General features: G+C 43.9%; 12 protein-coding genes and 1 riboswitch. Of the genes, 5 read left to right on the forward strand and 7 right to left on the reverse strand.

What is annotated here, in order from left to right:
* Positions 1–118: 118 nt before the first annotated feature.
* Complete coding sequence (gene queF / locus JMF81_RS08150; RefSeq protein ID WP_201310966.1) at positions 119–616, reverse strand: preQ(1) synthase; 498 nt, start codon at positions 614–616, stop codon at positions 119–121.
* A 51-nt stretch (positions 617–667) separates the two neighbouring features.
* Entirely contained in the window at positions 668–2,074 is a 1,407-nt protein-coding gene (locus JMF81_RS08155; protein WP_201310967.1) for an aldehyde dehydrogenase family protein, read from the reverse strand.
* A gap of 404 nt (positions 2,075–2,478) precedes the next feature.
* Here JMF81_RS08155 and JMF81_RS08160 point away from each other — a divergent pair, with 404 nt between their 5' ends.
* The 3 genes from JMF81_RS08160 to JMF81_RS08170 are packed head-to-tail and all read left to right on the forward strand — an operon-like array spanning position 2,479 to position 4,772.
* On the forward strand, positions 2,479–2,733 hold the full coding sequence (locus JMF81_RS08160; protein ID WP_201310968.1) for a TM1266 family iron-only hydrogenase system putative regulator: 255 nt from the start codon (positions 2,479–2,481) through the stop codon (positions 2,731–2,733).
* Positions 2,734–2,744: 11 nt separating this feature from the next.
* Positions 2,745–4,163 carry a [FeFe] hydrogenase H-cluster radical SAM maturase HydG gene (gene hydG, locus JMF81_RS08165; protein ID WP_201310969.1) on the forward strand — a complete coding sequence of 473 codons (1,419 nt, stop codon included), beginning with the start codon at positions 2,745–2,747 and terminating at the stop codon, positions 4,161–4,163.
* 9 nt (positions 4,164–4,172) lie between these two features.
* Positions 4,173–4,772 (forward strand): NUDIX hydrolase, encoded by a 600-nt coding sequence (locus tag JMF81_RS08170; RefSeq protein WP_201310970.1) that lies wholly within the window; start codon positions 4,173–4,175, stop codon positions 4,770–4,772.
* A 100-nt stretch (positions 4,773–4,872) separates the two neighbouring features.
* Here the strand turns inward: JMF81_RS08170 and JMF81_RS08175 are convergent, their stop codons facing one another.
* The 5 genes from JMF81_RS08175 to JMF81_RS08195 all read right to left on the reverse strand — a co-directional run bounded on the left by JMF81_RS08175 (position 4,873) and on the right by JMF81_RS08195 (position 10,268).
* Complete coding sequence (locus JMF81_RS08175; protein WP_201310971.1) at positions 4,873–6,516, reverse strand: putative manganese-dependent inorganic diphosphatase; 1,644 nt, start codon at positions 6,514–6,516, stop codon at positions 4,873–4,875.
* Positions 6,513–7,646: a sensor histidine kinase gene (locus tag JMF81_RS08180; RefSeq protein WP_243282587.1), complete on the reverse strand. Its 1,134-nt coding sequence runs from the start codon at positions 7,644–7,646 to the stop codon at positions 6,513–6,515. The genes JMF81_RS08175 and JMF81_RS08180 overlap by 4 nt, the downstream gene beginning before the upstream one ends.
* Positions 7,636–8,337, reverse strand: coding sequence for a VanR-ABDEGLN family response regulator transcription factor (gene vanR / locus JMF81_RS08185; protein WP_201310972.1), 702 nt, complete (start codon positions 8,335–8,337; stop codon positions 7,636–7,638). Before vanR ends, JMF81_RS08180 begins: the two co-directional genes overlap by 11 nt.
* 10 nt (positions 8,338–8,347) lie before the next feature.
* Positions 8,348–9,367, reverse strand: coding sequence for a hypothetical protein (locus tag JMF81_RS08190; RefSeq protein WP_201310973.1), 1,020 nt, complete (start codon positions 9,365–9,367; stop codon positions 8,348–8,350).
* Between the two features lie 67 nt (positions 9,368–9,434).
* A complete protein-coding gene (locus JMF81_RS08195) occupies positions 9,435–10,268 on the reverse strand; it encodes a patatin-like phospholipase family protein (protein ID WP_201310974.1) in 834 nt (277 codons plus the stop codon).
* A 105-nt stretch (positions 10,269–10,373) separates the two neighbouring features.
* Between JMF81_RS08195 and JMF81_RS08200 the strand changes: the two genes are divergently transcribed.
* The gene (locus tag JMF81_RS08200) at positions 10,374–11,201 is read left to right on the forward strand and encodes a Cof-type HAD-IIB family hydrolase (protein WP_201310975.1); all 828 of its coding nucleotides are present in this window, start codon (positions 10,374–10,376) and stop codon (positions 11,199–11,201) included.
* Positions 11,202–11,235: 34 nt separating this feature from the next.
* Positions 11,236–11,356, forward strand: a riboswitch (TPP riboswitch).
* A gap of 41 nt (positions 11,357–11,397) precedes the next feature.
* Entirely contained in the window at positions 11,398–12,699 is a 1,302-nt protein-coding gene (gene thiC / locus JMF81_RS08205; protein WP_201310976.1) for a phosphomethylpyrimidine synthase ThiC, read from the forward strand.
* Position 12,700 lies beyond the last annotated feature (1 nt).

Genomic DNA, 12,700 nt, shown 5'->3' on the forward strand with positions numbered 1-12,700 from the left:
AAATATATATGAAAAACTATGTCTTTAGTATACCAGAATCCTCCCTTCATTCAATGTACTGCGTATAAACAATTCTAAAGAAACTATAAATTAGTCTAAAGGAAAAATAACTTCTTTTTTATCGATTGTCTATCTTCTCCGGATACAGGTCATGGTTTGACAGACGGTTCCAGGCCACCTCTTCCCATTTGGTTCCAGGTTTCCCGTAGTTACAGTATGGATCAATGGAAATTCCTCCCCTCGGAGTGAATTTTCCCCATACTTCGATATATTTTGGATCCATCAGTCGAATCAGATCTTTCATGATAATGTTCATACAGTCCTCATGAAAATCTCCATGATTTCGAAAACTGTACAGGTATAATTTTAAAGATTTGCTTTCTACCATCTTTTCTCCTGGTACATAGGAAATATAGATAGTCGCAAAATCCGGCTGCCCTGTGATTGGACAAAGGCTGGTAAATTCCGGTGCATTGAATTTTACAAAATAATCATTTTCCGGATGTTTGTTCGGAAATGTTTCCAGCACTTCCGGTGCATAATCATCTGGATACTTCGTTTTCTGATTTCCAAGCAGAGTGATATCTCCTAATTCTTTTTGATTTCTTCCACTCATCGATAAATTCCTTTCTTTTAATATTACGATTGCTATTATAACAAAATTTCCTTAAATTACAATGGATTTGACTTCCATGAATTCATCTATGCTCTGTATACAATTTTCCCTGCCAATGCCGGATTCTTTATATCCTCCAAAAGGCGCTCCTGAAGGAATTTCTGCTCCATTGATCCGCACAACTCCTGTCTCCATTAGACGTGCAGCATTCAATGCCTCTTTCTCCTCTCCAAAAACACCTCCGCATAGTCCATAAGAACTGTCATTTGCAATTCGGATTGCTTCTTCCACCGTATCATAAAAAATCACAGACAATACCGGTCCAAAAATTTCTTCTCTGGCAATGGTCATCTGGCTGGTGACGTCTGTAAAGATAACCGGTTTCACATAATAGCCATTCTCACATTCCTGCGGAATTTCTCCAACCAGCATCCTGGCTTTTTCCCTGACTCCGGTTTCAATATACCTTTTTACCGACTCAAATGCCTTTTTACTGACAAGAGGTCCCACCACAGTATTTTTATCCATGGGATCTCCGACTTTAAATTTTGCGGCTTTTTCTACCAGAAGTTTCTCCATCTCTTCTTTTCCGGAAGCCGGAACCAGCATTCTTGTCATGGCATTGCAGATCTGTCCTGTGTTCATAAAACAATCCTCCAGCATTACATCGGCCGCCAGACTAAAATCTGCACTGTTCAGGACAATACCTGCTGATTTTCCTCCTAATTCCAGAGTACATTTCTTTATATTAGAAAGTGCCCGCCTGGCCACTTCCCGTCCGGCAGACGTAGATCCGGTAAAAGATATCATCCGAATGTCAGGATGCCCGGCAAGGGCATTTCCTACTTCCGCTCCCTTTCCTGTCACAAGGTTAAACACACCTGCCGGAAACCCACATCGATCTATACATTCTGCCAAACGGCAGACCGTCATCGGCGTCAGCTGACTCGGCTTGAGAATTACACAGTTTCCTGCCGCCAATGCAGGAAGTACTTTTAATAGCGCCTGGTCCAGCGGAAAATTCCATGGAGTAACTGCCGCCACAATGCCAAACGGTTCTCTTCTTAAAATATATCCGTCCTTTTGCTCTTCATACGAAAGCATTTCTGCCCAGTCCGCAAAACAGCGGGTTTCGCTGCCGGCTGCCGCTACATGCCAGTCTTTTGCCATACTAACCGGGGCACCCAGTTCTCTGGTAATCGTATCTGCAATTTCTTCTGCATGCCTGTCCAGATCATCCGCCAATCTTCTAAGACAGCGGGTTCTTTCCCTTACGGAATATGTCTTCCATACCTGATATCCTTCTTTTGCAGCTTCTGCTGCTGCATCGACATCTTCCTCATTTCCTCTTGGAACTGTTCCAATGATTTCTTTTGTGGCCGGATTTTCAACTTCTATCCTTTCCCCACTGTGTCCCGGCGTCCATTTTCCTCCAATATACATCTTTAAGTCTTCCATAAGCTGCCTCCATTTGTGTTTCCATCTTATTGCTGCTTTTCTTTCTATTTTATCACTCTGCAGTTCTCAGTCAAAACTTCTTCTGTGATTTGACTTTTCTGTTTTCTTTCGCTACAATGAATGATGATATAAATTATCATTCTGAAGCCAAGGTTTTTCCTGAAGCCAAGATTGATCTCTAGAACAAAAAACACCTCTGCAGACAGGGGTTCTATGCTCGTTTTGTCCTTATGGACGATGAGCTGTTTTGCCGTGAAATCTGAACTTTTAAGTCTTTCACGATTTTCTATAGAACAATGTATGGCATATCCGGAAAAAGGATATGCTTTTTTTGACTCAAGAAGCGATCCACTCTGGTTCTGCTGTTCAAAAACCGGACCTTCAGATAACAAAAGGAGGAATTTATGGAAGTTCAGAGCCGCATTGCTCTTATCGGCATTTTAATCGAGGAAGAATCTTCCGTGGAACCAGTCAACCAGACACTGCATGACTATCGTTCCTATATCGTCGGACGCATGGGAATCCCATACCGTCAGAAAAATGTGAATATTATTTCCGTCGTATTAGATGCGCCTGCCGACATCATCAGCACTCTTTCCGGGAAACTGGGAATGATTGACGGCATCACTGTAAAATCCATGTTCACAAAAAAGAAATAAGGAGAGATACTATGTATAAACCAGAATCAGGGATTGCTGAAGAGTTTATCAGCGATCAGGAAATCAAAGACACTCTGGCATATGCCGATGCCAACAAAGACAACAAAGAACTGATTTTATCTATTATTGAAAAAGCCAGAAAATTAAAGGGAATTTCTCACAGAGAAGCTTCTGTTCTTCTGGCATGTGAAGATAAAGAACTGATCCAGAAGGTTTTCGACCTGGCAATTGAAATCAAAGAAAAGTTCTACGGCAATCGTATTGTTATGTTTGCGCCGCTCTATCTTGCCAATTATTGTGTAAACGGCTGTACTTACTGTCCATACCATTATAAGAACAAACATATCCGACGGAAAAAACTGACTCAGGACGAAATCCGTAAGGAAGTCATTGCCCTTCAGGATATGGGACATAAACGTCTTGCCCTGGAAACAGGAGAAGACCCGGTGAACATCCCGATTGAATATGTTCTGGAAAGCATCAAGACAATCTACAGCATCAAGCATAAAAATGGCGCTATCCGCCGTGTCAATGTCAATATTGCGGCTACAACAGAAGAAAATTATAAGAAACTGAAAGAAGCCGGAATTGGTACTTATATTCTGTTCCAGGAAACATACCACAAAGAACGTTATGAAACCCTGCATCCAACTGGACCAAAGAGCAATTACGCATATCATACCGAAGCAATGGACCGTGCCATGACTGCCGGAATCGATGATGTAGGAATCGGTGTTTTATTCGGACTGGATATGTACCGCTATGATTTTGCCGGACTGCTGATGCATGCAGAACACCTGGAAGCAAAATTCGGAGTCGGTCCTCACACAATCAGTGTTCCAAGAATCCGTCCGGCTGATGATATTGACCCGGATGATTTCAAAGACGCAATCAACGATGATATTTTTGAGAAGATCGTCGCTATCCTTCGTATTGCCGTTCCTTACACAGGAATCATTGTTTCCACCCGTGAGACACAGGAGTCCAGAGAAAGAGTTCTCCGCGTTGGTGTTTCTCAGATCAGCGGAGCATCCTCTACCAGCGTTGGCGGATATGCTGTACCTGAAAAACCGGAAGATAATTCTGCCCAGTTTGACCGCAACGATACCCGTACTCTGGATGAGATCATCGGATGGCTTATGGATCTTGGACATATTCCAAGCTTCTGTACGGCATGTTACAGAGAAGGCCGCACTGGTGACCGCTTTATGACTCTGGTAAAATCCGGTCAGATTGCCAACTGCTGCGCTCCAAATGCGCTGATGACCCTGAAAGAATATCTGGAAGATTATGCTTCTGATGAAGTCAAAGCCAAGGGAGAAGCATTGATCAAACAGGAACTGGAGAAGATCCCAAATCCGGTTGTAAAACAGAAAGCTGCTGAATATATTGAAAACATCCATGAAGGAAAACGTGATTTTAGATTCTAGGAGAATGCTATGTTTGAACATCTGCGCCGTCATATACCAAAACGAATAGAAGAAGAACAGGAACATGTATCCGCTGTCCTGATTCCTCTGATTCAAAAGGATGACGGTTACCATATTTTGTTCGAAGTCCGCTCTAAAAAACTGCGCCGCCAGCCGGGGGAAGTCTGTTTCCCCGGCGGCCGCGTGGAACAAGGCGAGACCACGTTGGAAACTGCAGTCCGGGAAACAAAGGAAGAACTGCTGATCGGCAGTAAACAGCTGACCATCTATGGCGCCCTGGATTATTTTCTGTCCCCTGCAAAAGCCAGGATCGAACCATTTCTTGGGGAACTGACCGGCTATGACGGCCGGTTCAATACTGCAGAAGTCGATTCTGTTTTTACCGTTCCACTTCGTTTTTTTCAGGAGACAGAACCCGATCTTTACTACAATGATGTACTGATCCAGCCGCCTGATGACTTTCCTTTTTCCGATATTCCCGGCGGCAGAGATTATCCATGGGCCGGCGGCAGATATGAGGTATGCTTTTACCGCTACCAGGGCCGGATCATATGGGGGATGACAGCAAAAATCCTTTTAAATAATCTGCCATATTTAAAACTGCCATAAATATGGTCTGCATCCCCCCAAAACTTACCTGAAATATGGAAAAAGCCTGCGAGAGAACCTTGAAAGTTCTTTCGCAGGCTTATTTTCTTTTTTCCTGTATCTATTCCTGAATTACGTTCAATACATTCGGAATCAGCTGTTTCTTTCTGGACATAACTCCAGGAAGAACCGCGATCTGTCCGTCTGTTTCTGTCTGGAACGCACTCTCGATCACTTCTTTGCTTTCTTCTCCTGTCATAGCCAGGTATGTGGTCTCTTCCAGGATATTGGTCAGCATAAAGAATACCATGTTAAGGCCCTGTTCTTTTCTGACAGATTCCATATACGGAAGAATCTTTTCTTTGATCTCATCCAGTTCAGACTGATCCAGGGATGTAATCTGTCCAACGCCAAATGTCACATCATTAGCAGTAAACTTCTTATAATCCTGATAGAAAATCTCATCTGCCGCTTTCCCTTTCAGGTCACTTCCTGCGCGGAACATCTGTTTTGCGTAATCTTCGATCTCTATATCTGCAATCTGAGCCAGTTCTCTGGCAATCTGTTCATCTACCGGAGTACAGGTCGGTGAACGGAACATCAAAGTGTCAGAAAGAATTGCAGAGCAGAGAAGTCCGGCAATCGGTTTTGTAATCTCCACACCCTGCTCCCGGTACATCTGTGTTACGATCGTAGCTGTACATCCGACCGGCTGATTTCTGAAATATACCGGTGACATAGTTTCCAGGCTTCCAATTCTGTGGTGGTCAATGATTTCCTGAATCTCACACTCTTCCAGTCCTTCCACTGCCTGAGATACTTCATTATGATCCACAAGAATCAGGCGTTTCTTGTCGATTTCCAGCAATCTACGTCTGGAAACAAGTCCCACAAACTTATTATCTGCATCCAGCACAGGGAAATAACGGAAACGTTTTTTCGTCATTTCTTCTTTGACGTCATCCACAAAATCATTAATAGAGAAAGTATCCAGTTCACTTTCCGGCGTCATGGCATAAGATACCGGAATTGCCTGGCAGATCAGACGGCTTGCAATAAACGTATCATAACTGGTTGCAATCACCCGGCATCCTTTTTCTTTGGCAAAATCAAGAACATCCTGGTCAATATTTGTTCCCATGCAGGCGATGATGCACTGGGCTCCGATTTCAATCACTGCCTTCTGAACATCAGACCGGTTAGCCAGGATGACAACATCTCCTGGTTTGATAAATTCTGACATGGTTTCAATGCTGGCTGCTGAAACAGAAAGCTTTCCGCTTTCGATGACGCCTTCTTCATTTCCAACAAGCATCTCTCCATTTAACACAGAAATCAGATTCCTGTATGGAGTTTTTGATTTTGCCAGGATTTCATTGTCAAAGACATCCATATCAGCATAAGCAACATCACTGATCGTTACGATTCCTTTTAACTCTCTGTCATGAAGAACCGGAAGGGACACCTGTTTGATCTGACGCATACGGTCGCCTGCTTCTTTGATAGAAGTACTCTCCTCTACCCCTTCAATTCGATTGATGTTGATATCCGTAACCCTTGGGCGCATATCATTTACATACTCCGGCGCCTTAACGCCAAAGTGCTCCAGAACGAATTTAGTCTCTCCGTTCACGTTGCCAGCACGGCATGGTTCATATTCAAATTCGCCGTCACTGATCTGATTTTTCAGGTTTGCATAAGCCAATGCAGAACAGATAGAATCTGTATCTGGATTGCGGTGTCCTATTACGTATATTTTTTTCATAACTCCTCCTTCTTTCTCGGCAGCCGGATGATAAAGGACGTATATCCATCCCTGCTGTCCGCTTGGATCGTTCCGTTATGAAGCTCGATGATCTCTTTGGCAATCGCAAGCCCAAGCCCTGCTCCGCCGCTTTCTGATGATCTTGCCTCATCCAGACGATAAAATTTTTCAAATAGATTCTCCAGCTGATGAGCCGGAATCGTCTTGCCCTGATTGCGCACGATAATCTCCGCATTCTCCCCTTTAATCGCACCGTACACCTCAATCTTCGAATGAGGATAACAGTAGGAAACAGCGTTTCGCAGAAGATTCTCAAACACTCTTGCAAGCCTGTCCGGGTCCCCATAAATGAGAATTCTATCATCAACCTCTATGGTGCATTGGAGCCCTTTTTCCTGAAATACCGGATCAAAAGAATCCAGTACCTGCTCCAGCAGAACATACAGATAAAATTCCTTCTTATCTAGTGTAATATTCTGCAGATTATATCTTGTAATCTCAAAAAATTCATTGATCAGCTCTCCCAGGCGTTTAGCCTTAGAAAGAGAGATCCCAATATATTTCTCCCTCTGTTCTTCCGGCATATCCTTAGCCTCATTCAAAAGACTCAGATATGCGATCACCGAAGTCAGAGGCGTCTTAAGATCATGAGCCAGATAAACGATCAGATCATTCTTCCTTTGTTCGCTCTCTTCCAGGCTCCTTCTTTGTTCTTTCAAAGTCTCCTTGATCTCATTCAGCCTGTTCTCCAGCGGTTCCAGAGTATCTGAAAGAACGATCTTGTCGTCCGATTCATTCAGAATCATCTGGATTCCGCCTTCCACCTCCCGCAGATAGTTGGTAAATTTGGACATGCCCAGATAAAAGCTGAACAGCAGCAGCGCGAAAAATCCTGCGCCGATGATCAGCACTTTATTCTGCCAGAAGATCAGGCGGTACAGATGAATTGCCTCCTCTTCCTGCATTCCCAGACGCTGAAAAGCGTACACAACTGTCTTCGCAAAAGGATCCTGCAAAACTCCGTCTACAAAGATATCCAGGATAAAATATCCGATCAGCGCAACGATAATGCTGATCCCCAGAGTCTGTATCATGATCCTTATTTTTAAACTACGGTACTTACTCCTCAACTTTATATCCAACTCCCCATACGGTCTTGATCAATTCCTTATGTCCCATGACCTCTCCGAGTTTTTCCCGAAGATGCCGGATATGGACCATAACAGTGTTGTTGTTGTTCTTAAAATATTTTTCCTTCCAGACCTGCTCAAACAGATTCTCGGAACTTATGACTTTCCCCCGGTTCTTTGTAAGAATCCAGAGAATGGAGAATTCCAGAGGCGTCAGCGTTACTTCCGCTTCCCCGTAAGTACACTGATGAGTTGCCCGGTTTAAGATCAGTCCTGCGATCTCCTGGGTGTCTTCCTGATCAGTTCCGCTTCCGTCATTATACCTTGTAAAACGGCGCAGCTGCGCTTTTACTCTCGCCATCAGCTCCAAAGGCTCAAACGGTTTTTCAATGTAATCATCCGCTCCAAGGGTCAGTCCGTTGATCTTGTCCATGGAAGAAACCTTTGCAGTCAGCATGATTACAGGAAATGTATACTTGAGACGAATCTGCTTTAAAATTTCAAATCCGTCAATATCCGGCAGCATTACATCTAAAATCGCCAGATCGATATTCTCATTCTCGATACATTCCAAAGCTTCTTTCCCATTATAAAATTTAAAAACTTCATAGTCTTCATTCTTTAAATATAACTCAATAAAATCCGCAATCTCTTTTTCATCATCTACGACTAACACAGTTGATTGTTTCATCTTTTCCTCCTCAATGTTTTCCACCATCAATGACCTGAAACATCTCTTTTCGGTTCAGTTCTTCCCTCGTATGTCCTTTCAGTCCATAAATCGGAACACTGTAAAAAATCTTTTTTATGTAACTGCAAATCTCTTTTTCATCTTTTTCAGAATTGATATTCAAAATCTTATTCATCTTAAGAATCGCTTCCAGATATGTTTCCCCATTCTGTATGATGAGTATGATGGATTTGATGATGATCATTGCCTGATAACGATCCTGATCAATGCTCTCCAAAACAAACAAAAACAATTCGGGAATTCCATCCCATCCGGCAATTCCGTTTCCCATAGCCAGATTCATATATTCTTCTCTGGAATACCTGCAGAATTCCAGATCTTTATGCTGATTCCATTGTTCGAAAACAGCATCCCGGTCTTCTGCTTCTCTGCTGGCCATGAAAAGCTTCTTCGTCCTCTCATTGCGGAGCATCAGTCCGCTGTGCCAAAATACCATACGCAGCATCAGAAACTGCTCAAAGTCTGCGTAATAGACCGGAGTCTCCTGTATCTCGGCAAAAATCTTATAACATTCGTATACATCTAGAATACCATAAGTAAACAACATTCCAAAGATAATTTTTTCCCATTCCGTATATTTTTCCATGATCTTCCGCATCTTATGGCTTTTCAGGGAAAAAAAGAAAATATCTTTTGCCTCCATATTCACCATCAGGTTCTGATTATCCGCTGATATGAACCCAAGATAATGGAGCTGCTGCAGCTCTTCCAGATGCTGTTCCGGTACGATCTGGGATTCCTTCATCTGCCACAGATCAAATAAAAGATCCACGGCCTCCTCTCTGAGCATCTCCCCGAGGAGCATTGGATCTCCCTGCAGTTTCTTCGCAATCTGCACCGCCATCTCTCCTGGAGTACTGTCATAGTGAAAATCCAGAAAAAGCCGCTCACATACGACCATCAAGTTCCTCGGCTGGTTTTGTGCTAATTCTTCTATGTAAGTTCGGTCTGAAATTTGTATACCAGCCATGTTATGCCTCCTTTAACAGCTAAGCTATTGTTTATTATAACATAACCGCCGCTGTTTATGACTATCCTTAAAATAATTCCCTGATTTTCCGTATATTTTCTTTCGCAGTCTTATACCCCATATCATAAGTCTGCTTCAGAACATCAATATCCCCTTCCATGCTCTCGATCGGATGATCCGGACGCAGTATAAGAGCCTTTCCTTCTCTTTCCTGGCGTTCACAAAATCTGACGGTCTCATTATACCGCTTATGACGGCTCAGCAGCTGTTCCCGGAGCCGCGGATATTTTCTGCCCAGAATCTTCGCCGCTGCCATTGTGCTGCGGCTTAATCTCTTACGGTATTCCTTTGGTCTGGTCAAAACGATCAGATTCTTTCCGCTGCCGTCTTTTATAGCTTTGCGGATTGGAATCGGATCAGAAATTCCTCCGTCATAATATGGAACCCCGTGAATCCGGATGGCCGGAAACAGCAGAGGCAGCGCGCATGACGCCCGCAGCATCATCAATTTTTCATCCAGTCTGTGTCCGTCAAAATATTCCGGACGTCCAGTCTGTGCATTCGTTGCTCCGATCCGGATCGTCCCCTTATATCGTTTGTATGTATCCCAGTCAAAAGGATCCAGCTTATTGGGCAGCAGATCAAATACAAAATCCAGCCCGAAAATACTTCGCTCTTTCAGCAGGTTTTTCATCCCGATATATCTGCTGTCTTTCCTGTGACTCATCAGAATCCGCAGATTCCTTCCCCGCTGTCTGGAAATATATGAAGTTCCGTTGGTGATCCCTGCTGAAACGCCGATCACATATGGAAACATAATATCCTCATCCAACAGGGCATCCATGACTCCGGCGCTGAAAATCGGCCGGAAAGTTCCTCCTTCTAAAACCAGTCCTGGCATATTCTTACCTCCTGTTCCCTGTTCTTTGATTCTTTCATCATTATACCACGTTTATCTCCCTGTATGATATAATGAATACAACGAAATTGAAAATGGAGGTCACCTATGAAAAAAAGAATCCGACTCATTGCTCTGGACATGGATGGAACCACTTTTAATTCCAGAAAAGAAATCACAAACCGTACCAGACGTACAATCGCAGAGGCCGTTGAAAGAGGCATACAGGTTTTTCCTGCAACCGGACGTCCAAAATCATATCTTCCCCAGGAAATCATGAGCATTCCGGGCGTTCATTATGCTTCCACATCTAACGGAGCTTCTATCATCGATATGAACAAAGAAGAACCTCTTTATGAAGATCTGATTCCTGCCGAGAGAATGCCGGACATCATCCGCAGAATCAAAGACCTTCCGGTTATCATTGAGCTGTTTTATAAAGGAGCCTGTTACTGTGACCGTTCCACACTCCCGGTCATTGAACAGATTCTTCAGGAAAGGCCTTCCGTTCAGAACGGACAGGCTCCAGAGATTTATGAGGACGGTATTTTTGACCGTCTGCTCCAGGATCCTTTTCCTGTGGAGAAAGTACATTTGATTTTTTCTGATCTTAAGATCCGGAAAGAGATCATGGATTTTTATCAGAAGGAAAATATTCTGGATGTCACTTCCGCTTTTGCAGAAAATCTGGAACTGACTTCAAAAACAGCAACAAAAAGCAATGCCCTGCTCAGACTTGCCGGGATTCTTGGCATTTCCCAGGAGGAAACCATGGCCATCGGAGACAGTTTTAATGATCTGGATATGCTGGGAGCCGCCGGAACTTCTGTTGCCATGGGAAATGCAGAACCGGAAATCAAAGAAACTGCTGATCTCATCACCAAAACCAACGATGAAGACGGCGTTGCCTGGGCCATCGAAAAATACGCTTTTTAGTTGCCTTCCCTGATCTTCAATGTTACAATAATCTAGTAACTGAAATGGGAGCTTAAGAGGTATGCTACTGACTGCCTCAGCTGAGAGGAAGCCCTGGCTTCGACCATCGACCTGATGCGGGTAATGCCGCCGTAGGGATTTGGACTATTACCAAAGAGTCTCCCAATATATTATTATACTTTTTGGAGGTAATTTTATGACTTACACAACACAGATGAATGCAGCACGCAAAGGGATAGTAACAAAGGAAATGGAAGCGGTCGCTTCCTATGAGGGACTTGACGTACAGGATATCATGAAAGAAGTTGCCGCCGGAACTATTGTCATCCCGGCCAACAAGAAGCATACCTGTCTGAAACCCTACGGAATTGGGAACTCTTTAAAGACAAAGATCAATGTTAATCTCGGAACATCCAGAGACTGTATGAATCTGGACGTTGAGATGGAAAAAGTAAAACAGGCCGTTGATATGGGCGCGGAAGCCATCATGGATCTGTCTTCTTTCGGAGACACCCAGAAGTTCCGCAGAAAGCTGGTAAATGAATGCCCGGCCATTCTTGGAACCGTGCCGATCTACGATGCCATTGTTTACTATAACAAAGCTTTAAAAGACATCACATCCCGTGAATGGATCGATGTATTTAAGATGCACGCAGAAGACGGTGTTGACTTTATGACGATCCACTGCGGCATCAACCGCAATACAGCAGACCGCTTTAAGGCTATGAAAAGACAGATGAATATCGTCTCCCGCGGCGGCTCTCTGATTTTTGCGTGGATGGAAGCAACGGGAAATGAAAATCCATTTTTTGAATATTATGATGAAATTCTGGATATCTGTAATGAATATGACGTCACATTAAGCCTTGGAGACGCATGCCGCCCTGGATGTCTGAAAGACGCCAGTGATATTTCCCAAATTGAAGAACTGGTAACCCTCGGCGAACTGACCGCCAGAGCCTGGGACAGAGATGTCCAGGTTATGATCGAAGGGCCAGGTCATATGCCGATGGATCAGATTGAAGCTAACATGAAGATTCAGCAGACTATCTGCCATGGCGCACCGTTCTATGTTCTTGGACCGATCGTAACAGACATTGCTCCTGGATACGATCACATTACATCTGCCATCGGAGGTGCCATTGCAGCCGCTTCCGGAGCCAGCTTTTTATGCTATGTAACTCCGGCTGAACATCTCCGTCTTCCAAACGTGGACGATGTGAAAGAAGGAATCATGGCATCTAAGATCGCTGCCCATGCGGCTGACATTGCCAAAGGCGTAAAAGGAGCCATGGACTGGGATAACCAGATGGCGGCAGCCCGTCAGAAACTTGACTGGGACAAACAGTTTGAACTGGCTCTGGATCCTGAAAAAGCGCGGAGATACCGTGCAGAATCCACACCTGAACGGGAAGACACATGTACCATGTGCGGTAAAATGTGTTCTGTCCGCAACATGAACGCCGTTCTTGCCGGCGAAGATGTGGATGTCATCTAAG

Origin of the sequence: Anaerostipes butyraticus (genome assembly GCF_016586355.1) — a bacterium.
GTDB classification, from domain to species: domain Bacteria; phylum Bacillota; class Clostridia; order Lachnospirales; family Lachnospiraceae; genus Anaerostipes; species Anaerostipes butyraticus.